Source organism: Arthrobacter sp. YAF16 (assembly GCF_052113385.1).
Taxonomy (GTDB): domain Bacteria; phylum Actinomycetota; class Actinomycetes; order Actinomycetales; family Micrococcaceae; genus Arthrobacter.
Genome location: NZ_JBFRDC010000007.1, coordinates 18,243 through 39,849, shown reverse-complemented (window position 1 = coordinate 39,849; position 21,607 = coordinate 18,243). Strand labels below are relative to the sequence as shown.

The 21,607-nt window shown below is 69.1% G+C and carries 19 protein-coding genes; 13 read left to right on the top strand and 6 right to left on the bottom strand.

Annotation, left to right across the window (positions count from 1 at the left end; all coding sequences use genetic code 11):
- Positions 1 to 14 precede the first annotated feature (14 nt).
- Positions 15 to 839 carry an SDR family NAD(P)-dependent oxidoreductase gene (locus tag AB4Y91_RS13535; RefSeq protein ID WP_441418968.1) on the bottom strand — a complete coding sequence of 275 codons (825 nt, stop codon included), beginning with the start codon at positions 837 to 839 and terminating at the stop codon, positions 15 to 17.
- Between the two features lie 159 nt (positions 840 to 998).
- On the opposite strand from AB4Y91_RS13535, the gene AB4Y91_RS13530 reads away from it, so the two are divergent.
- The 5 genes from AB4Y91_RS13530 to AB4Y91_RS13510 all read left to right on the top strand — a co-directional run bounded on the left by AB4Y91_RS13530 (position 999) and on the right by AB4Y91_RS13510 (position 8,377).
- Positions 999 to 2,348, top strand: coding sequence for a glycoside hydrolase family 76 protein (locus tag AB4Y91_RS13530; protein WP_441418967.1), 1,350 nt, complete (start codon positions 999 to 1,001; stop codon positions 2,346 to 2,348).
- A gap of 164 nt (positions 2,349 to 2,512) precedes the next feature.
- Positions 2,513 to 3,565: an iron ABC transporter substrate-binding protein gene (locus tag AB4Y91_RS13525; protein ID WP_441418966.1), complete on the top strand. Its 1,053-nt coding sequence runs from the start codon at positions 2,513 to 2,515 to the stop codon at positions 3,563 to 3,565.
- Between the two features lie 3 nt (positions 3,566 to 3,568).
- Entirely contained in the window at positions 3,569 to 5,161 is a 1,593-nt protein-coding gene (locus tag AB4Y91_RS13520) for an ABC transporter permease (RefSeq protein WP_441418965.1), read from the top strand.
- Complete coding sequence (locus AB4Y91_RS13515; RefSeq protein ID WP_441418964.1) at positions 5,158 to 6,333, top strand: ABC transporter ATP-binding protein; 1,176 nt, start codon at positions 5,158 to 5,160, stop codon at positions 6,331 to 6,333. The genes AB4Y91_RS13520 and AB4Y91_RS13515 overlap by 4 nt, the downstream gene beginning before the upstream one ends.
- A 124-nt stretch (positions 6,334 to 6,457) precedes the next feature.
- On the top strand, positions 6,458 to 8,377 hold the full coding sequence (locus AB4Y91_RS13510) for a glycogen debranching N-terminal domain-containing protein (RefSeq protein WP_441418963.1): 1,920 nt from the start codon (positions 6,458 to 6,460) through the stop codon (positions 8,375 to 8,377).
- On the opposite strand, the gene AB4Y91_RS13505 is transcribed toward AB4Y91_RS13510, so the two are convergent.
- Both AB4Y91_RS13505 and AB4Y91_RS13500 read right to left on the bottom strand, forming a co-directional pair.
- On the bottom strand, positions 8,374 to 9,189 hold the full coding sequence (locus AB4Y91_RS13505; RefSeq protein WP_441418962.1) for a phosphatase PAP2 family protein: 816 nt from the start codon (positions 9,187 to 9,189) through the stop codon (positions 8,374 to 8,376). The genes AB4Y91_RS13510 and AB4Y91_RS13505 overlap by 4 nt on opposite strands.
- Positions 9,190 to 9,230: 41 nt before the next feature.
- Positions 9,231 to 9,848 carry a YdeI/OmpD-associated family protein gene (locus AB4Y91_RS13500; protein WP_441418961.1) on the bottom strand — a complete coding sequence of 206 codons (618 nt, stop codon included), beginning with the start codon at positions 9,846 to 9,848 and terminating at the stop codon, positions 9,231 to 9,233.
- A gap of 43 nt (positions 9,849 to 9,891) precedes the next feature.
- Here AB4Y91_RS13500 and AB4Y91_RS13495 point away from each other — a divergent pair, with 43 nt between their 5' ends.
- From AB4Y91_RS13495 to AB4Y91_RS13465, 7 genes are all read left to right on the top strand, one after another.
- Positions 9,892 to 10,677 (top strand): VOC family protein, encoded by a 786-nt coding sequence (locus AB4Y91_RS13495; RefSeq protein ID WP_441418960.1) that lies wholly within the window; start codon positions 9,892 to 9,894, stop codon positions 10,675 to 10,677.
- A gap of 46 nt (positions 10,678 to 10,723) precedes the next feature.
- A complete protein-coding gene (locus AB4Y91_RS13490) occupies positions 10,724 to 11,263 on the top strand; it encodes an NUDIX hydrolase family protein (protein WP_175322253.1) in 540 nt (179 codons plus the stop codon).
- Positions 11,264 to 11,384: 121 nt separating this feature from the next.
- Positions 11,385 to 12,452, top strand: coding sequence for a DUF6707 family protein (locus AB4Y91_RS13485; RefSeq protein WP_441418959.1), 1,068 nt, complete (start codon positions 11,385 to 11,387; stop codon positions 12,450 to 12,452).
- A 90-nt stretch (positions 12,453 to 12,542) separates the two neighbouring features.
- Positions 12,543 to 13,268: an SRPBCC domain-containing protein gene (locus AB4Y91_RS13480; RefSeq protein ID WP_441418958.1), complete on the top strand. Its 726-nt coding sequence runs from the start codon at positions 12,543 to 12,545 to the stop codon at positions 13,266 to 13,268.
- A 33-nt stretch (positions 13,269 to 13,301) separates the two neighbouring features.
- Positions 13,302 to 14,600 (top strand): tRNA guanosine(34) transglycosylase Tgt, encoded by a 1,299-nt coding sequence (gene tgt, locus AB4Y91_RS13475; RefSeq protein ID WP_441418957.1) that lies wholly within the window; start codon positions 13,302 to 13,304, stop codon positions 14,598 to 14,600.
- Positions 14,601 to 14,723: 123 nt separating this feature from the next.
- A complete protein-coding gene (locus AB4Y91_RS13470) occupies positions 14,724 to 15,473 on the top strand; it encodes a dienelactone hydrolase family protein (protein ID WP_441418956.1) in 750 nt (249 codons plus the stop codon).
- Between the two features lie 166 nt (positions 15,474 to 15,639).
- Entirely contained in the window at positions 15,640 to 16,569 is a 930-nt protein-coding gene (locus tag AB4Y91_RS13465; protein ID WP_441418955.1) for a type IV toxin-antitoxin system AbiEi family antitoxin domain-containing protein, read from the top strand.
- Between the two features lie 93 nt (positions 16,570 to 16,662).
- Here the strand turns inward: AB4Y91_RS13465 and AB4Y91_RS13460 are convergent, their stop codons facing one another.
- Positions 16,663 to 17,361: a queuosine precursor transporter gene (locus AB4Y91_RS13460; RefSeq protein WP_441418954.1), complete on the bottom strand. Its 699-nt coding sequence runs from the start codon at positions 17,359 to 17,361 to the stop codon at positions 16,663 to 16,665.
- A gap of 332 nt (positions 17,362 to 17,693) precedes the next feature.
- Positions 17,694 to 19,085, bottom strand: a complete 1,392-nt coding sequence (locus AB4Y91_RS13455; protein WP_441418953.1) for an MFS transporter — start codon at positions 19,083 to 19,085, stop codon at positions 17,694 to 17,696.
- Between the two features lie 142 nt (positions 19,086 to 19,227).
- Between AB4Y91_RS13455 and AB4Y91_RS13450 the strand changes: the two genes are divergently transcribed.
- The gene (locus AB4Y91_RS13450; RefSeq protein ID WP_441418952.1) at positions 19,228 to 20,091 is read left to right on the top strand and encodes a hydroxymethylpyrimidine/phosphomethylpyrimidine kinase; all 864 of its coding nucleotides are present in this window, start codon (positions 19,228 to 19,230) and stop codon (positions 20,089 to 20,091) included.
- Positions 20,092 to 20,191: 100 nt separating this feature from the next.
- Here the strand turns inward: AB4Y91_RS13450 and AB4Y91_RS13445 are convergent, their stop codons facing one another.
- The gene (locus AB4Y91_RS13445) at positions 20,192 to 21,466 is read right to left on the bottom strand and encodes a serpin family protein (RefSeq protein ID WP_441418951.1); all 1,275 of its coding nucleotides are present in this window, start codon (positions 21,464 to 21,466) and stop codon (positions 20,192 to 20,194) included.
- Between the last annotated feature and the right edge of the window lie 141 nt (positions 21,467 to 21,607).

The following is a 21,607-nucleotide window of genomic DNA, read 5'->3' as shown; positions in this document are numbered from 1 at the left end:
GCCCACGTCGAGGGTCACTTCGGTCCCATCCGGATGGCGCCGTCGAGCCGGATGGTCTCACCGTTAAGCATGGCGTTGTCCACGATATGCGCGGCGAGGTTCGCGTACTCGGCGGGCCGGCCGAGCCGGGACGGGTGCGGCACCTGCGCACCCAGCGAGTCCTGCGCCTCCTGCGGCAGCCCGGCCATCATGGGGGTTTCGAAGATGCCGGGCGCGATCGTGACGACGCGGATCAGCGAGCGCGCCAGTTCGCGGGCGATCGGCAGCGTCATGGCGGCGACGGCGCCCTTGGAAGCCGAGTAGGCCGGCTGGCCGATCTGTCCGTCGAACGCAGCGACAGAGGCGGTGTTGATGATGACGCCGCGCTCCTCGCCGCCCAGCTCGGTTGCAACTGGCTCGGTGGCGGCCATCGCCGCGGCGGCCAGGCGGATGACGTTGAAGGTGCCGATGAGGTTGATCTGGATGACCCGGCTGAAGGTCTCCAGCGGCAGCACACCGTCCCGGCCCAGCACCTTGCCCGGGGTGGCAATGCCGGCGCAGTTCACCACGATCCGCAGCGGCCCAAGGGCGACGGCGGCGTCGACGGCGGCCTGCACCTGCTCCTCGCTGGTGACGTCCGCCGGGACAAAGACGGCACGGTTCGCCGGTACCGGCGCACCGCCGCCCGCAGCGCCGCCGTCGGCAGACGCGTTGAGCTCGGCGGCTAAAGCGTCCCCGGCCGAGGCCGGCAGGTCCACCAGCACCACGGACGCGCCGGCATCGAACAGCCGCCGGGCCGTCGCGGCCCCCAGACCGGAAGCGCCGCCGGTGATCAGTGCGACAGTACCCAAGACGTCCATGCATCCTCCTTGATGTGGAACCGGAACCCGGCCGTGAGCTGCGCGCAGCCCACTGGCACCAGGGAACATTAGTTAGTTCAGGTTAACTGGAATGCAAACATTGCGCACCTCGGCCCTGAGATTCCGCGCCGGAGCCGCCGCCGCCACTAGGCTTGAACCATGACCGCAGCACCTGCCCATTCCCCCGCCCCGAACTGGTCTTTCCGCGCCGATGAGGCCGCGCGTTCGGTGACCCGGCTGTTCGGGCAGCGCCTCTTCTTCCTGCCCGGCACCCACATCGCCGCGATTTCCCGCCCCTCCGGCAGGCTCAAGAACTTGGCCCGGCCGTGGCACTACTGGTGGCAGGCACACTATGTGGACTGCCTCGTGGACACCGGCCGCCGCGAACTCGGCGTCGAGGGCCACACCCCGGCCAAGTTCGACGGCGACAACCCGCCCAGCGCCGGCAAGCTGGCTTCCCGGCTGGTCACCGGCATCCGGCTGCGCAATTTCCTGACCGTCGTCAACAGCTACTACGACGACATGGCTTGGCTGGCCCTCGCCACCCTGCGGCTGGAGAAGCTCGCCGAAGACACCCGCAAGACCTCCGGCAGGCGCCGCAACGCCAAGGTCCTCAAGAGCCTCACCCTCCAGTTCGACTCGGCCTCGACCGACGACCTGGGCGGGGGCACGTTCTGGAGCAAGAAGCGCGACTTCAAAAACACCCCGGCCACGGCCCCGATCGCCTTGTACTACGCCCGGACCGGTCAGTCGGCCAAGGCACAGGCCCTGCTCGACTGGCTCGACGCCAAGCTCTACGACCCGGAACAGGGCCTGTACCGGGACGGCCTCCGGATCGCCCCCGGCGGGGAGCTGGTGCTGGAAAGCGCCATCTACACCTACAACCAGGGCCCGGTCCTGGGTGCGCTGCTGGAGCTGGGCGGTGAGGCGAACCTGGAACGGGCGGCCGCGCTGGTCGCCGCGGTGGGGCGCAGCCTCACGGTCCAGGCCCCGCTGCTGGGGCGCAAGGCCACGGTGCTCCGGTCCGAGGGAACCGGCGACGGCGGCCTCTTCACCGGTGTCCTCATCCGCTACTTGGCCCTTGCGGCCGTCGACGAACGGCTGTCCGCCGAGACCCGGGCCGAGGCGGCCCTGCTGGTGACGGATACCGCGGAGGCGTTCTGGGAGGGCCGCCGCCTGGTGGCGGCGCAGGAGCCGCTGGCACGCAACGGGGCACGGCTGGTCTTCTCGGCCCGCCCCGAGCTGCCGGCGCGCCGGAGCTACCCGGCGGGGTCCGCCGTCGAGCTGTCCACGCAGCTGCAGGCCTGGATGGTCATGGAGGCAGCGGCGTCGATCGCCGGGAGGCTGCCCGCCGTCGGGAAGCCCTCCGCCGAGGAAGCCGGCGCCACCGAGTCCGCGGCCGAAGACGCTGGCGCTCCGGCCGTTGCCACCCCAGAGGCCGGCGCCACCCACGCGGGCGACGCCGCGCAGAGCGCCACAGCGGCCCAGGAAGCCTCCACAGGGAATTAGGTCACGCAATAGTTTCGTAATTGGTGTGATCCTCCTCACTTAAGGCGCTCTCGGCTTGGTTGCTTAGGTTTGGCTAACCTACAGTTTTTCGTAGTGAGCATGCCCTAACTTCCCGCTCACGGAGGTTAGGCACCTACGACCTTTTCCTTGCAGAAAGTAGCCTCATGAAGATCCGCAACAATGCGCTGGCAGGCATCGCCCTCGCCGCCACCGCCGCCCTCAGCCTCGCAGCCTGTGGCTCCGGCGCATCGACCTCCGGCAGCACCACCGGAGCCGACGGCAAGCCGGCCGGCGAGATTACGGTCTACAACGCCCAGCACGAATCCCTGACCAAGGAATGGGTTGACGCCTTCACCGCGGAAACGGGCATCAAGGTCACCCTGCGCCAGGGCGACGACACCGAAATGTCCAACCAGATCATCCAGGAAGGCGCGGCCTCCCGCGCCGATGTGTTCCTCACCGAGAACTCCCCCGCCATGGCCCAGGTGGAAAACGCCGGGCTGTTCGCGGACGTGGACAAGGCCACTGTCGACCAGGTTCCGGCCGAGTTCCGGCCCTCGACGAACAAGTGGACCGGCATCGCCGCCCGCTCCACCGTGCTGGTCTATGACAAGGCCAAGCTGAGCCAGGACAAGCTGCCCAAGTCCATGCTGGACCTGGCCAAGCCCGAGTGGAAGGGCAAGTGGGCGGCATCGCCGTCCGGCGCCGACTTCCAGGCGATCGTCTCCGCCCTGCTCGAACTCAAGGGCGAGGCCGCCACTGAGGAATGGCTCAAGGGCATGAAGGAGAACTACAAGGCGTACAAGGGCAACAGCACGGCCATGAAGGCCGTCAACGCCGGCGAGGTGGACGCCGCCCTGATCTACCACTACTACTACTACGGCGACCAGGCCAAGACCGGCGAGAACTCCAAGAACGTCACGCCGCACTACTTCAAGAACCAGGACCCCGGCGCGTTCGTGTCCGTCTCCGGCGGCGGCGTGCTCAAGTCCTCGAAGAATGCGGCGGCCGCCCAGGCCTTCCTGAAGTTCATCACCGGCAAGAAGGGCCAGGAAGTGCTGCAAAAGGGCACGTCCTTTGAGTACGCCGTCGGCTCGGACGTCCCGTCCAACGACAAACTGGTTCCGCTCAAGGAACTACAGGCACCCAAGGTCGATCCGGCCAAGCTGAACTCCGCCAAGGTCACCGACCTGATGACCAAGGCAGGACTGCTCTAAGCAGTGACAAAAACGCTAACGGCTCCCGGAACCACCGGAAGCACGACGACGGCGGGCAGGGGCAAACGCCCCCGCCCGCCTTTCGGCGTTTCCGTGGTGGCCATCCTGGCGGTCCTGATCGCCCTGTTTTCGCTGATCCCGCTCGGCTACGTGGCGGTCATGACAGTCGCCACCGGCTGGGACACCGCCGTCGGCCTGATCTTCCGCGCCCGGGTAGGCGAGCTCCTGCTCAACACCGTGCTGCTCACGCTGATCACCGTGCCGCTCTGCCTGATCCTGGGCGTGGGCGGCGCGTGGCTGGTGGAACGCACCAACCTCAAGGGACACAAGTGGTGGGCCGTGCTGCTCGCGGCGCCGCTCGCGGTTCCGGCCTTCGTCAACAGCTACGCCTGGGTCTCGGCCGTGCCATCGATGGGCGGGCTCTGGTCCGGCGTGCTGATCGCCACCCTGTCCTACTTCCCGCTGGTCTACATCCCCGCCGCCGCGACGCTCAGCCGCCTGGACCCCGCCATCGAGCAGTCCGCCGCCTCCCTGGGCCTTGGGGCGTGGCGCGCCTTCTTCCGTGTGGTGCTGCCGCAGCTGCGGATCGCGATGACCGGCGGCGCGCTGCTGGTCTCACTGCACTTGCTGGCCGAGTACGGCGCCTTCGCGATGATCCGTTTCGACACCTTCACCACCGCGATCATGGTCCAGTACCAATCCACCTTCAACGGGACGGCCGGGAACATGTTGGCCAGCGTGCTGGTGTTCCTCTGCCTGATCCTGCTCCTCGTGGAGGTCCGCAGCCGCGGCACCGCCCGCTACGCCCGGGTGGGCTCCGGCGCCCAGGCCCGCGCACTGCGCCTGCCGCTGCACGCCTACCAGCTGCCCGCGCAGCTGTCCCTGCTGGCCCTGACCGCGCTGGCTTTCGGGCTTCCGCTGACGTTCGTGCTGCGCTGGATCTTCGCCGGCGGGCCGGACATCTGGGCCGCCGATGAGTTCCTGCCCGCGCTGCTGCAGACCCTCGGCTACGGCCTGGCCGGCGCCCTGGCCACCACCGTGGTCGCGTTCCCGATGGCGTACCTCGCCGTGCGGCATCCCGGCTGGTTCAGCAAAGCCCTGGAGCTCTCCAACTACGTCACCAGCTCCATGCCCGGGATCGTCGTCGGCCTGGCCTTCGTCACCGTGAGCATCCGGCTGGCACCGGACCTCTACCAGACCACGGCACTGCTGATCTCCGCCTACGTCCTGCTGTTCGTGCCCCGGGCGCTGGTGAACATCCGCTCCGGGCTTTCGCAGGCCCCCAAGGAGCTCGACGAAGCGGCCCAGGCCCTCGGCAAGCCTCCGCTGCTGGCTTTCCTCCGGGTTACCCTGCGGCTCACGGCTCCGGCCGCGGCCGGCGGCGCTGCCCTGGTGTTCCTTGGGATCGTGAACGAACTGACGGCCACCCTGCTGCTCTCCCCCAACGGGACGCGCACCCTGGCCACCGAGTTCTGGAGCAAGAGCAGCGAAATCGACTACGCCGGGGCCGCCCCCTACGCCCTGCTGATGATCCTGATCTCGGCGCCGATGACCTACCTTCTTTTCCAGCAGTCCAAGAAAGCAGCGGGACAGTGACCGAACAAAACCCCTCCCGGCTTCCGGAACCCCGGATCGCACCCTCCGTGGCGCCCAGCACCAACAGCCACCTGGAAGTCGAGGCCGTCACCAAGAACTTCGGTTCCCAGGCCGTCCTCAAGGGCGTCAACCTCTCCGTCGCGAAGGGCGGCACGACGGCGATCGTGGGCCCCTCCGGCTCGGGCAAGACCACCTTGCTGCGGTTGATCGCCGGCTTTGAGCACCCCGACACCGGCAGCATCTCCCTCGATGGCCGCAAGGTAGCCGGCGACGGCCTCTGGGTGCCCGCGCACAAGCGGCACGTCGGCTACGTGGCCCAGGACGGCGCCCTCTTCCCGCACCTGACCGTGGGCCAGAACATCTCCTTCGGACTGGACGCCGGCAAGCTCCCCGGCGGCCACCGCGGAGTCAAGGCCCGCGTCGCGGAGCTGCTCGAGATGGTCGCCCTGGACCCGGCCATGGCCAAGCGGCGGCCGCACCAGCTCTCCGGCGGCCAGCAGCAGCGCGTCGCGCTGGCCCGCGCCCTGGCCCGCGAGCCCGAGCTGATGCTGCTGGACGAACCGTTCTCCGCGCTCGACGCCGGGCTGCGCGTCGCCACCCGCCGCGCGGTCGGCAAGGTGCTCCACGACGCCGGCGTGACCACCATCCTGGTCACCCACGACCAGGCCGAGGCGCTCTCCTTCGCGGACCAGGTCGCCGTGATGCGCGGCGGCAAGCTCGCCCAGATCGGCAACCCGTTTGTGGTCTACACGCGCCCGGCGGACCGGGCCACCGCGGAGTTCCTGGGCGACGCCGTGATCCTCGACGCCTGGATGGAGGGTTCCCTAGCCACCTGCTCGCTGGGCGGCATTCCGGTCCGCCGGCCGCCGGCACAGGGACGGGTGCAGCTCATGCTCCGGCCCGAGCAGATCCGGATCGCGGAGGACGGCCCCATCCGCGGCACCGTGGTGGACACGGACTACTTCGGCCCGGAGACCACGGTACGGCTCAAGCTGGCCGTTCCTCCGGTCCTGGCCGAGGGCGCCGTTGCCGACCACCGCTACCCCGGCGGCGGCGAGATCATCACCATCCGGCACTGGAACGCGTCGATCGCCCGGCCCGGCACCGAACTGTGCCTGAGGGTGGTGGGTGAGGCCGTGGCCTTCCCGATGGAGGACACCACGCAGGACTGAGTCCCGCCGGCCGGGCGGCGTGCCCGCAGACGGGCGGCGTGCCCGCATACGGGTGGACCTGCAGGCGGGCGGCACCGCGGGCGGGCCTAGGTCCGCCCCGGCCTTCCGGCATAGGCTGGGGCGCATGACTGTTCAGCCAGCACTCCACCGTCAGCACTGTTCCGTGGCCGCCCCCACCCAGTTGTGGCTCGACGCCGACGGCCGGCTGGCCGGCGATGCATCCGGCGAGAGCGCCGCAGGTACAGCCACCGCCACAGGCGCCGGCGACTGGTTCACCGGGCTCTTGCATGGCGACACCCGGATGCTGTGTCGGGCCGAGGTGACCGTCAACGGCTTCGCCCCGGAACCGGCCACGGTCGAGGCCTCCCCCGGCGGGGTGCTCCGCGTCCGCGGACTCGTGCGCGGCATCGAGGGCCCCACCGAGGATCCCGCCGTCGAACTTGTGCAGACCTGGACCGTCACGCCCGGCGCTGTCCGCGTCTCGCTGCGGCTGAGCACCTCGCTGGAGGCCCTGGACGCGGAGGTTGAGGTGCGGCTGGCTGCGGACTTCACCGACATGGCCGCCATCCGGCTCGGCCGCTACCGCGAACCCTTGCAGCCCGCGGCGGCGGATGATTCCTCGCTGCGCTGGAGCGAGGGCGGCAAGACCCTGACCGTTTCCGCGCCCGGCAGGGTGTCCCGCGGCGAACGGCTGATCTGGCGCGGGACCGCCGGCCGCGGCAGGCCGCTGGAAGCCGAGTGGCAGGCCGTGCTGGCCGACACCGAGGACATCGTGGTGGCCGCGCCGCCGCCCGCCCGCCGGGTCCGGACCGAACCGGAGGGGGACCTCGGCCTGCTCCTGGACAATGCCCTCGACGAGCTCGACGGGCTCCGGCTGGCCACCCGGAAAGCCCCTGAGGCGCCGTTCCTCGCCGCCGGGGCGCCCTGGTACTTCACCCTGTTCGGCCGGGACTCGCTCTGGGCGGCCCGGCTGCTGCTGCCGTTCGACGCCGCCCTTGCCGCCGGGACCCTGCGCGCCCTTGCCGCTTACCAGGGCACCAAAACGGACCCTGCAGCGGCCGAGGAGCCGGGCAAGATCCTGCACGAACTGCGGGCCAAGGAACTGGTGCTGGAAAGCCAGGCCCTGCGGCTGCCGCCGGTGTACTTCGGCGCCGTGGACTCCACCCCGTTGTGGCTGTGCCTGCTCGGCGAACTGGGCCGCGCCGGCACCGACGACGCCGCGGTCCGCGCCCTGCTGCCGAACGCCGCCCGCGCCGCGCAGTGGCTGCTGGCCGCCGGGATGGCCGGTGCAGACTCCGGCAACGGCGGGTTCCTCAGCTACCAGGACACCTCCGGCCACGGTCTGAGCAACCAGGGCTGGAAGGACTCCCGGGACGCCATGCAGTTCCGCGACGGCCGCCAGGCCGACGGCCCGATCGCGCTCTCCGAGGTGCAGGGCTACGCCTACCAGGCAGCCGTGGGGACGGCAGAACTGTTCGACTCGTACGGCGAACCCGGGGCCCAGGAGCTGCGCGACTTCGCCGAGGCGCTGAAACACAACTTCCGCGAGCGCTTTTGGGTTCAGGACGACGGCGGCCGGTTCCCCGCCATGGCGCTCGACGGCCACGGCGAACCGCTGGACATCCCGGGCTCCAACATGGGCCACCTGCTGGGCACCGGGATCCTGGACGCCGCGGAGGCGCGGCTCGTGGCGGACCGGCTGCTCAGCCCGGAGCTGTTCTCCGGCTACGGCCTGCACACCCTGTCCCGGCGCGCGGCGGGATTCTGGCCCTTCAGCTACCACTGCGGCTCGGTCTGGAGCCACGACACCGCCATCGCGATCAGGGGCCTGCTCAGCGAGGGATTCACCGCCGAGGCACGGGTGCTGGCCGAGGGCCTGCTGAGCGCCGCGGGGTCGTTCGGGCACCGGCTCCCGGAGCTCTTCGCCGGCGTCACCGCGGCCGAGTCGGGGCGCGCGGTGCCGTATCCGGCCTCCTGCCACCCGCAGGCGTGGTCCTCAGCCTCCGCGGTGGTGCTCGCCCAGGCGCTCGGCGTAGCGTTCTAGGGCCTCTGCTCCGCCCGGGCCGGCAGACCCGGCTCGGCCTGAAGTGCCGGGTAGGCCGGAAGTGCCGGCGCGGCCGGCGCCTGGTCCGGGTCCGCCATCCGGGGGTCCGCCGTCCGGGCGCCGCGCAGGCCATCGACCAGGACCACGACGCCGGTGACGGCCACCGCCAGGCCCAGCGAGGCGACCACGTCCGTCAGCCAGTGGTAGCCGAGGTAGAGCCGGCTGAACGCGACCAGCAACGTGCCGAGGGCGGCCCCCGAGAAGGCCAGCACCGCCGTCGAACGCCGCGCCGTGCGGGCGCCGGCGCTGCCCAGCAGCAGGTACACCAGCACCAGCAGGAAGACCCCGGTACCAAAGGTGTGCCCGGAGGGGAAGGACAGGGCATCGTCGGGGCCCATCAGGAAGTCCGTAGCCGAGGGCCTGCCGCGCGCGACCTCGTGTTTGATCAGGGTGGACACGCCGAAGGCGGCCGCCATGGCTCCGAGGAGCAACGCCGGCCGCCAGATTTCGCGCTTCCAGACCGCCCAGCCGAGCGCGAGCAGGCCCCCGATGACCGTCATCCAGCTTGGCGAGGTGACCGTGCTGACGGCAGCCAGGATTCCTGTGGCGAGGGGCGACCGGTCCTCCACCAGGGCGTCATGGACTCCGCCGTCGAGCAACGCGAGCCCCGAGTCCGTCTGGACTGCGGCCAGCATGAGCCAGAACACGGCCTCGCCGGCCACCAACAGGCCTGCGGCGGCAAAGAACAGCGTGCGCTGCGAACGCTGGGTGGGGGCGGCGCCGCGCGAGGGCCCGCTTTGGGTGGTAGGCATTGGGCTATTTTCCCACCCCAGGCTGTCGGGCTCCCGGACGGTTACCGGGAAGTCTCTGAAGGTCCGGGATCCGGCCGCCGGCTTTGCGGGTACGGCGTTTCAAAGCGTGCGAGCATGTCCACGAAGCCGGCGATCTTCCGCTCCCGGGTGGCGGCCTGCTTGACCGAGTTGGTCCGGTAGATCAGCGCGAACCGGTTCACCGACGTCAGGACCTCAAACATCGCCTGCGCCCGGGGGTCCGCCGCGATCGCCGCGGCAAGGTCCTCCGGCACCTCGGCTGCGGCCTGGCCCGCATAGGCCGCCTCCCAGCGTCCGTCGGCCTTGGCGCTGTCGACGGCGGCGCGCCCGGCGGGCGCCATCCGGCCGGCCGCCTCGAGGCGCCCGACGCGCTCCACGTTCCGCGCGGACCAGACGCTTTTCGGCCCACGCCGGGTCATCCGCTGGAAGGACGTCTCGGCATCCCGGCGCCTGCCCTGCCCGTCGATCCAGCCAAAGCACAGCGCCTCCTGCAGGGCGGCCTCGTAGTCCAGTTCGGTAACCGAGCCGCCCTTCTTGTGCAGCACCAGCCACACCCCGGGGCTCTCCGCGTGGTGCTGTTCCAGCCACGCGCGCCACTCGGCGGCGTCTTTCACCAGCAGTTCCCTTAGCTCAGCAGCCATGGCACCATTGTGCTCCCGGCCCCGAACCATCAGGGAGATACCAATGCTGCGTGTCCGCCCCATCCATTTCACCTCCCGGCTCGATCAGTGGGAGCGGCTGCTGACCGACCTGGGCATGGTCAAGACCGCCGACGAGCCCACCTGGCGGGAGTTCGACGCCGGCGCGGGACGCCTGGCACTGCACTTCGCCGAGGCGGGGTCCGCGGAGGACGGCACCACCTCCTTCGGCGTCGAGGTCGGCGACCTGGCGGAATTTGCCCGCCAGACCAACGAAGCCGGGGCCGGCGGCGGCACCACCGCGGAGCTCATCGACGCCGACCACGGTTCCTCGTGCCGGGTCTCTTCGCCGGATGGGTTCAGCTTCCTGGCAGATCCCGCCGTGCGCGCGTCCGACGGCACCTGGTCCACGTCTGCGGAGGCGGAGCCGGGTCTCGCCGTCGTCGGCGTCTGGTTCGCGCAGGATCCGCGGGCGGCGACCCAGACCCTGCGCGACATCGGCGCCCGCCCCCGCCCGGTGCCGGGCGCACCCGGTGTCGGCTACGCCGACCCCGACATCGTCGAAACGGAGGCGTTCACGGCGAAAAACGGCGGCGTCCTGATGGTCGGCGCCGCTGCCGGAACCGCGGCGGGCGCCGGGAGCGCCGGGCTGGCCTTCGAATACGACGGCGACCTCGACGCTCTGCGCGAGCGGCTCGCCGAGGCGGGGCATGACGTTGCGGCGGTCGAGGAGGCCGCCCTGCCGCTGCTGCACGTGGGCAACCCCGATGCGGACGGCAGTGCCGCCCACCCCCACGCCCTGTGGATCGCCGCGGCCCCCGCGTCCGAATAGACAGGGTGACCACGCCCGGGGAACGCGGATGGGGTAGAACTTAACCATGAACGTTCGCACCCCCGACCCCAATCCCGGCTGGCTTTCCGACGAGGACCTCTTCGAGGCCCGCGGCCGGCTTCCCATGGTCTACGTCGAGGCCGTTCCGGTCCGGCTTGACCCGCTCGGGTTCGTGAACGAGGTCGGCACCCTGCTGCAGGCCGACGAGGACGGCACCATGATCCGGTCCCTGGTTTCCGGCCGGGTGCTGTACCGCGAGACCATCCGGGCGGCCCTGTTGCGCCACATGGAAAAGGACCTTGGCCCGCTCGCCTTCCCGCAGCTGCCGATCAGCCCGGTCCCCTTCACGGTGGCCGAATACTTCCCATCCCCGTCCCACACCGGCTTCACCGACGACCGGCAGCACGCCGTCGCCCTGGCCTACATCATCCCCGTCACCGGCGAATGCTCTCCGCGGCAGGACGCCCTGGAACTGACCTGGATGACCCCGGAGGAAGTGATGAGCTCGGACGTGCAGCTGGAGTTCAGCGGCGGCCGCGGCGCCCTGATCCGCCAGGCACTTGCGTTCGCGGGCGTCGGCCACTAGGGAGTCCGCCCGGAGCAGCTGGACCTCCCCCGGGACGACCGGGCCGCCCCGGCGTCCCCGACTTCGCGCGCCGGTCTTTGTAGACTGTTGAGCGGACCGAAAGAGAAGTTAAGGACTCCAGATGACCCACCCCACAGCCTCACTGAACTACAGCGAACGGCAGGCGGGATCTCTGCAGACCGGGGATCTGCTGCTCCTGCCCGACGCCACGCGCACCGCCGAAATCCAGCGTGTGGACGTCGACAACGACGATTTCGGTTCCCCCGCCATCGTCCGCGCCACCCTCACCGGGGGCGGAGTGCTGCGGATCGCCGCCGGCTCCGTGGTCCGGGTCCGGGACGCCCCGACCGAGGCCGCGGAGCTGTCCCCTGTGGACGACGCCGGCCGCCAGGACGACGATGCTCCGGAGACCGCTTCCGGCGAACCCGCCGCTCCCTCCCCGGACGACGCCGGCCCGGAACTGCAGGTGGTCCCGCCCCGTCCCGCGGAGGACGGCAGCCCGACGTCGCCGTCCGCCGTCGCCGTCCCGCCGCCGCCGGTGGTTCCGCCGGCCGTCAGTGGACCGAGCGAGGCGGACCTGGCCTTGATCCCGATCGCGGAGGGAACTCCGGAGTCCGTAGTGGAGGCCGCGGCCGAGGCGCACCCCGATGCGCTGGGCGTGTTGTTGCTTAGCGACCGGCTCACCAAGGGCATCAACACCAAGTCCGGCAGCTGCCTCAAGGACCTCAGCGATCTGGCGCATGAACTGTTCGTCGTGCTCAAGGACGCCGACAACGCCCTCGCCGTCGCGGACCTGCTCAACGTGTTGCCCTTCGACGGGAACCCGGGCCGCTGGGCGTCGGTGGAAGCGTCTCTGGCGCTGGCCAGCTACATTTGCCGCCAGCGCGGGGAAGACGAACGCGCGGCCGTCTATGAGAAGTTCCTGCGGGCGCCGGACGCCATGGAGACGGACCCGTTTAAGTCGCGGATAAACGCCAAGGTGCGCCAGCGCTCACTCAACGAGCCAAACCTGTACGACAAGGAAATCTTCCGCGCCATCGACAACTCCAACCCGGATGCGGAGCGGGAGTGGCGGCTGCTGCGGCTCGAGGCGCTCCTCTTCCTGCGCGCGCACGGCGGCTCGCAGACCATCGGAGGCCCGGAAATAGAACGCCGGATCAGCAACGAACTCGAGTCCGTCCGCGGCTGAGCGCACCGGCGGAACGCGGCCCGCCCGGGACGCCGATCGGTGGGCGTTTGGCCCTACCCGGTCAGGGCCGGGCGGGGTAAATTCAGCCCCATGACGAACAATCTCAGCGTGGTGATCAACTCTGACGCGCCGCAGGTCTGGACGATGCTGCGCGAACCCGCGAAGGTGGCCCAGTGGCACGGCTGGGAGGCCGACGACCAGGCCGCCGAGATCAACGCGATCTACTTCAGCCCCAACGTGGTCGAGAGCGCGGACCACACGTCGCTCGTCGTCGACGGCGGCGACATCTTCACCCTCAAACCGGTCCCCGCCGGCACGGAGGTCAGCGTGACGCGCGCGGCGATCGACCACAATTCGGAGTGGGCGGCCTGGGACGAGGACATCACCCAGGGCTGGCTGACCTTTTTGCACCAGCTCCGTTTCGCCCTCGAGCGCCACCCGCACGGCAAACGGCGGACGTTCTTCTTCTCGGTGCCCGGGACGGGTGGCTCCGCGATCGACAAGCTGGGCCTGGCCGATGTGCCCGCGCCGGGCGAGCCGTACTCGCTGACCCTGGCCACCGGGGAGGAGATTGCCGGGAAGGTCTGGTTCCGGAGCAACCACCAGGTGGGCCTGACCGTGCACGGGTACGCCGAACACGGCGACGGCCTCGTCATCGTGGCGGACCAGCCCGCCATCCCCGAGGTCCGGCCCGACGGCGGCTCCCTGGTGATCGTCTCCACCTACGAGCTCGGCGCCCACCAGCTGGAGGCCATCCGCAACTACTGGGACAACTGGCGCGCTGAGAACTACCCCACATCGGACCCGCTGCACTAAGGGTTCCGCGGTGTTAGCTGGCACACTTGAACGGTGCCAGCGAATCCTGAACCCGCCCCCTCCGCCCCGCTGCCTGCCCGGCAATCCGAGTTTTCCTTCCGGGTGGGCAAGCGCTTGAGCGAAACGTGCGCGCCGTCGGGCGCGCAGGTGGCGGCGAACGGCGGGGAATTCCTGGGCCGCACCGGCACCATCGCCACCCCGCACGGGGAGATCCAGACGCCGGCGTTCATCGCCGTCGGAACCAAGGCCACGGTGAAGTCCGTGCTGCCCGAGGCCGTCGCCGATCTCGGCGCGCAGGCCGTGCTGGCCAACGCCTACCACCTGTACCTGCAGCCCGGCGCGGACATCCTGGACGAGGCCGGCGGGCTAGGCGCCTTCATGAACTGGCGCGGACCCACGTTCACGGACTCGGGCGGCTTCCAGGTGATGAGCCTGGGGTCCGGGTTCAAGAAGGTCATCGACATGAAGTCGGTGGACCACTCCGGCCCGGACGACGCCGTCGCGCCCGGCAAGGAACGCCTGGCCCACGTGGACGAGGAGGGCGTCTGGTTCAAGAGCCACCTCAACGGCGACCGGCACCGGTTCAGCCCCGAGATCTCGATGAACGTCCAGCACCAGATCGGCGCGGACATCATGTTCGCCTTCGACGAGCTGACCACGCTGCAGAACTCCCGCGGCTACCAAGAGGAGTCCCTGGAGCGCACCCGCCGCTGGGCCGAACGCTGCATCACCGAGCACTTCCGGCTCACCTCCGAGCGTGCCGGGAAACCCTACCAGGCGCTGTTCGGCGTGATCCAGGGCGCCCAGTACGAGGACCTGCGCCGCAAGGCCTGCCGGGACCTCGGCGCCATGAACTTCGACGGCTTCGGCATCGGCGGGGCGCTGGAGAAGGAAAACCTGGGCACGATCGTGCGCTGGTGCAACGAGGAACTGCCGGAGAACAAGCCGCGGCACCTGCTGGGCATCTCCGAGCCGGACGACATTTTCACCGCGATCGAAAACGGCGCGGACACCTTCGACTGCGTCTCCCCCACCCGGGTGGCCCGGAACTCGGCGTTCTACCACCCCACCGGCCGGTACAACCTCTCCGGCGCCATGTACAAACGCGATTTTGGTCCGCTGCAGGAAGGCTGCGACTGCTACGCCTGCCTGAACTACTCGCGGGCCTATATCCATCACCTGTTCAAGGCCAAGGAGATGGTCTCGGCCACCCTGATCTCGATCCACAACGAGCGCTTCGTGGTGAAAATGGTCGACGACGCCCGCCTCGCCATCGAGGCCGGGACCTTCTTCGAATTCAAGGCCGAGACCCTGGGCCGGTATTACTCCTAGGCTCCCGCTCCGGCCGCGCCCCCGTCTCTCCTTCGGCCGCTTCGACGGTTCCCCGCGCGTTCGACGCGGGTAAACGTCGAACGCGCAGGGAACCGTCTAAATGGCGTCGGATAGGCTGGCCGGATGTTTATCGAGATTCCCGCCGCAGACGGCACAGCCGAGGCCCTGGTGGCCCGCCCCTCCACCGGTGAGGGCCCGTTCCCGGGCGTCATCCTGTACATGGACGCCTTCGGCCTGCGCCCCCGCATCCAGGACATGGCGCAGCGCATCGCCGACTGGGGCTACGTCGTCCTGGCTCCGAACGTCTTCTACCGCGAAGGAACGGTTGCCGAGCTGGCCCCGGACCTGGACATGACCACGCCGGAAGGCCGGGAGGCGGCAGGCGCGGCCGCCTTCCCGCGGGTCGGCCGCCTCACCACGGACAAAGCCCTGCCGGACATCGACGCGTGGCTGGCGGCCTTGGGCGGTCTGGACGGCGTCGCCCCCGGCCCGGTCGGCGTCACCGGCTACTGCATGGGCGCCCGGCTTGCTGTCCGCACCGCCACCGCACACCCGGACGCTGTGGCTGCCTGCGGCGGCTTCCACGGCGGCGGCCTGGCGACCGACGAGCCCGACAGCCCCCACCTGGGACTCGGCAACGCCCGTGCCCGGTTCGTCTTCGGCCACGCCGATCATGATCGGAGCATGGATACCGACGCCGTTGCCCGTCTCGGTGCGGCCCTGGACGCGGCGGGCCTGAAGGCTGCCAACGAGGTCTACGCGGGGGCACCCCACGGCTATTCGATGGCGGACACCTCTGCGTTCCACCCGGAGGCCACCGAACGGCATTTCCGCGAGCTTCGCGAGCTCCTCGACGGGACGCTCAAGGCCTGACGGACCGCCCGGCCTTCGCCGTTTCGATGGTCCTGGCCGTTTCGATGGTTCCCTGCGTGTTCGATGTAACCAAGCAGCCTTACCGCAGGGAACCGTCGAAACGGCATTGTCCACATACCCCCACGGCGCTCTGGAGCGAGCCGGGCGGTTGGCCAAAGCTGGTCCCATGCCCACCAAACTTCCCGATGACGGGACCCTCTGGCGCACGGACCAGCTTTTGGCATCCGGACGAAATTCCCGGGCCATTGCCAGGCACGTCCGGGACGGAACCCTCGTCCGGCTGCGCCGTGGCTGCTACGCCCGCGGGCAGTGGTGGCGGGGCCTTGATGCCCCGGCCCGACGTCGGCAGCTGATTTCGGCGCATGTGCTCGGAACGCTGACGACGTCGGCGGGAGGCTTCGTGTACAGCCACATCTCAGGTGCCAGCCTCCATGAACTCCAGCTGTGGAGGGTCGATTACCGCGTGCACCTGACGCAGAACGGCTGCCCCTCGCGGATTTCGCACGGGCGCGACGTCGTCGCCCACACCAGGCGGGTGACAAGCCGCGAGATGTGCTTCGTGGACGGATTGCCGTGCACGTCCCTGGAACGCACGGTCGTGGATTGCTGCCTGATGTTCACCGTGCCGCAGGCTGTGATCCTGATCGATCATGCGGCCCGCCTGGGGGCGGATCTCGGCATGATCCGCGCCCAGTGTGGTGCCCTAGCCGGGCGTAACGGAGTGTTGGCGCTGCGCCGGGCCCTCGAGTTGGCCGATCCTCGCTCCGAATCAGCCGGAGAGAGCCTGACGAGGGAGCTGCTGCACCGGCTCGGGATTGCGCCGCCCGAGCTGCAGTACAGCGTTCTGACGCCGCTCGGGGAATACCGGCTGGACCTAGCCTGGCCCGAGCGCAAGGTTGCCCTCGAGTTCGACGACAAGAGCAAGTACTTCGACTACCGGCCCACCGGAGAGGTCCTATTCGCGGAGCGGCAGCGCGAGAAGGCGCTGACGGAGCAGGGCTGGACGTTCCTCCGAATCGAGTGGAAGCACCTGTTCAACGAGGTGGAGTTCAAATACCGGGTCCTGCGGGCGCTGAACCGCGGCGCCCGGGGCTGATTCCGCGCCGTTTCGACGGTCCGCTGCCGGCTAGACGCTTCTCAGCGTCGAGTGGGCTGGCGACCGTCGAAACGGGGGATGTTGCGGGCGGAGCTAGACAGTACCGTAGCTGGGTTCGCGCTTCTTCACCCAGCCAATGGCGAGCGTGGTCAGCGGCACGAAGGCGAACTCCACGAAAGTCTTGTAGAGGAATCCAACGAGGACGTAGTTCACGAACATCGCTGCGTCGGTAATTCCAATCACGGAGGCAGCGATGCTGCAGAAGATCAGCGTGTCCACGAACTCGCCGGCCACGGAGGACCCCATGATGCGGGCCCACAGGGACTTCTCCCCCGTCCGGGCCTTCATCCTTACCAGGATCCAGGAATTGATCGTCTGGCCGGCGAAAAAGGCCAGCAGGGAGGCGAGCACGATCTGCGGGACCGGGCCCAGGGCGCCTTCCAGCGCGGACTGCTTGGCGGCCCCATACTCGTCATCGAAGCCGGGCAGCGCGATGATGACCCAGTAGCACAGGGACGCGAAAGCTGACAGTGCGAAGCTGGTGATGATCGCCTTGCGCGCCACTTTGAAGCCGTAGACCTCGCTGATGACATCGCCCAGGATGTAGGCCAGCGGGAAGAGGAAGAACCCGCCGTCGGTGATGATCGGGCCGATCGCCACGCCCTTGGAGGCGCCGATGTTGGACAGGATCAGCACCACGGCCATGACGGCCAGCATGATGCCGAAGTATGGGGAACCGATCGAGGCGAACTTCGGCGGGGCGGCAGCCGGAAAGGTCTTGGCGGAAGTCATGGGCGTTCCATTCGTAGTGGTTCGCTCGGCGGCCCGGTTCGCGTGAACGGGCGGGTCGGCCGGCTGTATTAGCACTGGGGGTTCCTGCGGCACGGGGCCCGGAACCGCCTCCATTCTCGCACCTGCCCGCCGCACCCCCGGCGGCCGCCCCCGCAGTCGCAGCGCCGACGTTAACGACGACGGCGGGCCGCCGGGTCCGGACCGAAGTCCAGAAGCCGGCAGCCCGCCGTCGTCCGCGGTGCGCCGTTTCGACGGTCCCTGCGGACAAGACGCTGCGTAGCGTCGAATCGGCAGGGAACCGTCGAAACGGCGCCAGGGTAGCGTTCGGAACCCTAGCGGCGCGAGGCGTCCACGAGATCCTTGCCGTCGTCCTCACGGGCAGCCGCGGGCTCCCAGGCGTGGCCCTGTTCGTGGTCCAGGTGCGTGGACTTCTTGTTCTTCAGCGCGAAGATGTAGACCAGCAGCGAGATGGCGATGGCCACTGTGACGTAGGTGAAGAACAGTTCTTCCTGGCCGGCCTTCTGCAGCGCCGCGCCGATCAGCGGGACGGTGCCGCCGAAGAGCGAGTTGGCGATCGCGTAGCCCAGCCCGACGCCGAGGGCGCGGATGGACGCGGGGAACAGCTCGGCCTTCACCAGGGCGTTGATGGACGTGTACCCGCCCACGATCAGCAGGCCGCCCATCATCAGCAGGAACGCCGTGAGCGGATCCTTGGTGCCGGCCAGGGCGGAAAGCAGCGGCCACGTGAAGAGGACGCCGGTGATGCCGAACCAGAGCAGGAGCGGCTTGCGGCCCACCTTGTCCGAGATGATGCCGTAGACCGGCTGGAGCAGCATGAAGATGAACAGCGCCCAGAAGTTGATCACCGAGGTGTCGGTCTTGGCGATGCCCGAGGTGTCATTCATGAACTTCAGGATGAAGTTCGTGTACGTGTAGAACGCCACCGTGCCGCCGAGCGTGATGCCGATGCAGATCATCAGCGGCTTCCAGTAGCTGGTGAACAGCAGCTTCATGGTGCCCGGCTGCGCCTGACCGGCCACCGCGGGGGCCTTGGCGGCCTCGATCTGTTCGGCCGAGACGGTCTCCTCCATGGAACGCCGGAGCCAGAGCACCACGAGGGCCGCGACGCCGCCGATCGCGAACGGGATCCGCCAGCCCCACTCGCCCAGGTCGCCCTTGGGCATAACGTTCTGCAGGATGACCAGGACCAGCAGGGCCAGCATCTGGCCGCCGATCAGCGTGACGTACTGGAAGCTGGAGAAGAAGCCGCGGCGCTTGGTGGTGGCGGCCTCGGACATGTAGGTGGCGCTGGTGCCGTACTCGCCGCCCACCGAGAAACCCTGGATCACGCGGATGAGGACCAGCAGGATCATTGCCCACAGGCCGATTTGCTGCTGCGTGGGCAGGATGGCGATGGCGAAGGAACCGGCGGACATCATCGTCACGCTCAGCGTCAGCGCGGCCTTGCGGCCCTTGCGGTCCGCGTAGCGGCCGAAGAACCAGGCGCCGATCGGGCGCATCAGGAACGACGTCGAGAAGACGGCCATCGCCTCGAGGCCCGCCTGGAGCTCGTCCTTGGAGTTGAAGAAGTGCGACTGGAAGTAAGCCGCGAAGACTGTGTAGACGTACAGGTCGTACCACTCGACGAGGTTGCCGGCCGAGCCTTTGAGGATGTTGCCGACGGCTTTTCGGGTCTGGGCCGCTTCGGACAGTTGGGTGCTCATCAATGAACCTTCCTGGATCCGGCGTCGCAAGAGAGCAACACCGTCCGCCACCTTAGTTCCCGTGATCCAGAACACTCGGGTTTTGGTCATATTGGTCATACGCACAATGCGGCCCGTTTTCCCCGAGTGGCAGGATGGGTCCATGACTTCTTACGCCGTGGACAACGTGACCTCCGACGCCAGCGCCTACCCCGCCGTCGCCCTGACCATCGCCGGCTCCGAGGCCACCGGCGGCGCCGGCGCGCAGGCGGACCTGAAGACCTTCCAGGAACTCGGCGTCTTCGGCATCGCGAACCTGACCTGCATCGTGTCCTTCGACCCGAAAGACAACTGGAACCACCGCTTCGTCGCGGTGGACCAGCAGGTCATCTCCGACCAGCTGGAGGCGACGACGGCGGCGTACGGCGCCGCGTCCGGCGCGCCGTCCGTGCTGGACACGGTAAAGATCGGCATGTTGGGCAGCCCGGCGACGATTTCCACGGTGGCGTCGGCGCTGGCCGACTCTGCGTTCCGGAACGTGGTGCTGGACCCCGTGCTGATCTGCAAGGGCCAGGAGCCGGGCCACGCCCTGGACACCGACCGGGCGCTCAAGGCACAGATCCTGCCGCTGGCCACCTTAGTCACACCGAACCACTTTGAGGCCGAGTCGCTCTCCGGGCTGGAGATCACCGACGTCGACTCGCTCAAGGCCGCGGCCGTCCGCATCCACGAACTCAGCGGCGCCGCGGTGTTGGCCAAGGGCGGCGTGCGCCTGGCCGGGCCCGACGCCGTCGACGTCTACTACGACGGCGAGACAATGGAGGTTCTCTCCGCCCCGAAGGTGGGCGAGGTCGCCGTTTCCGGCGCCGGCTGTTCGCTGGCCGCCGCCGTGACCGCGGAGCTTGCCAAGGGCGCGACGCCGCTGGAGGCCGCCCGCAAGGCGAAGGACTTTGTCACTGCGGGGATCCGGAACCGGGTGGCCTCGGGCGCGCCGTTCGACGCACTCTGGCAGGGCGGCCCGCGCTAGCCCGGAGGACGCTCCCTCAGGTCCGGCGACTACCCACCGGACGCTCCCTCACGCGCTGCGGGAGCGTTCGATACTTGCCGGCAGAATCTGAGGGAGCGTCTCATGATCGGCTGGGGTCGGACACCCGGCCCTCGAACAGTGGCAGCCCGGTTTCGACGTGGACGATTTCGTAGAAGAACGGCCTGTCGAAATGGATCGTGTGCGTGAAGGCGGCGCCGCTCACCGCCTCCGCGTTGATCTGGGTCACGGCCGCGGCAATCGTGCCCTTTTCCGCCACGGTGATGTTAGCGGACTGGCCGGCCTGCGTGATTTTGAGCCCGTGCTGGATCGAGTTGAAGTCAGTCTCGGTTTGGAGCGTTTCCCGCAGGCCGAGGTCGGCGAAGACCTTGCGCAACTCGAAAGTGCTCTTCTGGTCCGATCGCGGCAGGTAGAGCTGGGTCGGCGACGACGTGGCAGCGTCAAGGACCCGCGCAGCCTCGGCAAGGTATGGCACCCCGGTGCCGGGAGCTCCGGAATCCGGCAGTACCAGGCGCATCACGAAGCCCTCGGCATAGGGAAGATCGACGGCCTGCCAGCCGTTTCCCTGGGCAAAGGGGAGATCCTGGACGCCGGACATGGTGGGTACCGATACCTGCCGGCCGGCCGCCGTCGTGAAGGGACGGTCTGCGGTGTCCGCCGGGTCGAAGGGCACCTTCCAGGCAGACGCGAAGTACACCGAGTTGAGCACGCTGAAGGTGTTGTATTTGCTGTACTCCGCAGGCGCTTTCTGGATCCGGCCTCCGGTGTTCTTGTTCACCCAGGCGTCGATTGCCGGCTTAGTGGTGTCCTCATCCTGAAAGTCCACCGGGTACACGCCGGTGCCGTAGTACCGGGCCAGGGAACGCAGGTACCCCTCTCCGGTGGACACGCCCTTGTCCACGAACAGGCCGTTGGCGGTGTGCAGGACCGGCCGGCGGGGCGGATTCTTCTCGTCCACCGAGCCGGGGTCGCCGTCGAAGGCTTCCAGGGAAGAGAGCAGCGAATCCAAAGCTTCGTCGCGGTGCTGGGCGGGGAGGCCCAGGACCTCGTCCATCTCGGCGGCCGTTGCCCCGGCCGCACCTGTCCGCAGCATGGCCAGGGCAATCAGCAGGCTGCCCGGGGACGAGACCACGTTGCCGTTTCCGGCCTCCCCGCCGTCCGCCAGAAGCGCGGCGCCCAGTTTCCGCGCCGACGCCCGGAGCTGAGCCAACTCGGCCGGGTAGGCGGCGCGGTCCACCGAAACGCGTTCGACGCCGTCGGCCTTCAACAGCGCCGGCGGCGAGGCCGCACAGGCCGAGAGGACCAGCGCCACGACCGCCGCGGCAGCAATAAGGCGGGCCGGAATCTTCTTTTTCATCGCGCCCCCAAGGCCAGTACCACCGCGTAAAACGGCGGGAATCCGCCTACGGCCAGTCAACCAGCGGGGGCCGCCCCGCGCTAGCCCTTGGCCATTTCGACGGTTCCCCGCCCACTCGATGCGTCGTAGCGTCGAGCCCGC

Excerpts from the sequence above, each read along its gene's own strand:
- AB4Y91_RS13470 (WP_441418956.1), top strand. The coding sequence starts at position 14,724 with ATGTTTATCGAGATTCCCGCCGCAGACGGCACAGCCGAGGCCCTGGTG.
- AB4Y91_RS13535 (WP_441418968.1), bottom strand. The coding sequence starts at position 839 with ATGGACGTCTTGGGTACTGTCGCACTGATCACCGGCGGCGCTTCCGGT.
- AB4Y91_RS13525 (WP_441418966.1), top strand. The coding sequence starts at position 2,513 with ATGAAGATCCGCAACAATGCGCTGGCAGGCATCGCCCTCGCCGCCACC.
- AB4Y91_RS13460 (WP_441418954.1), bottom strand. The coding sequence starts at position 17,361 with ATGACTTCCGCCAAGACCTTTCCGGCTGCCGCCCCGCCGAAGTTCGCC.
- AB4Y91_RS13485 (WP_441418959.1), top strand. The coding sequence starts at position 11,385 with ATGACCCACCCCACAGCCTCACTGAACTACAGCGAACGGCAGGCGGGA.
- AB4Y91_RS13530 (WP_441418967.1), top strand. The coding sequence starts at position 999 with ATGACCGCAGCACCTGCCCATTCCCCCGCCCCGAACTGGTCTTTCCGC.
- AB4Y91_RS13505 (WP_441418962.1), bottom strand. The coding sequence starts at position 9,189 with ATGCCTACCACCCAAAGCGGGCCCTCGCGCGGCGCCGCCCCCACCCAG.
- AB4Y91_RS13510 (WP_441418963.1), top strand. The coding sequence starts at position 6,458 with ATGACTGTTCAGCCAGCACTCCACCGTCAGCACTGTTCCGTGGCCGCC.
- AB4Y91_RS13445 (WP_441418951.1), bottom strand. The coding sequence starts at position 21,466 with ATGAAAAAGAAGATTCCGGCCCGCCTTATTGCTGCCGCGGCGGTCGTG.
- AB4Y91_RS13450 (WP_441418952.1), top strand. The coding sequence starts at position 19,228 with ATGACTTCTTACGCCGTGGACAACGTGACCTCCGACGCCAGCGCCTAC.
- AB4Y91_RS13500 (WP_441418961.1), bottom strand. The coding sequence starts at position 9,848 with ATGGCTGCTGAGCTAAGGGAACTGCTGGTGAAAGACGCCGCCGAGTGG.
- AB4Y91_RS13455 (WP_441418953.1), bottom strand. The coding sequence starts at position 19,085 with ATGAGCACCCAACTGTCCGAAGCGGCCCAGACCCGAAAAGCCGTCGGC.
- AB4Y91_RS13495 (WP_441418960.1), top strand. The coding sequence starts at position 9,892 with ATGCTGCGTGTCCGCCCCATCCATTTCACCTCCCGGCTCGATCAGTGG.
- AB4Y91_RS13465 (WP_441418955.1), top strand. The coding sequence starts at position 15,640 with ATGCCCACCAAACTTCCCGATGACGGGACCCTCTGGCGCACGGACCAG.
- AB4Y91_RS13480 (WP_441418958.1), top strand. The coding sequence starts at position 12,543 with ATGACGAACAATCTCAGCGTGGTGATCAACTCTGACGCGCCGCAGGTC.
- AB4Y91_RS13490 (WP_175322253.1), top strand. The coding sequence starts at position 10,724 with ATGAACGTTCGCACCCCCGACCCCAATCCCGGCTGGCTTTCCGACGAG.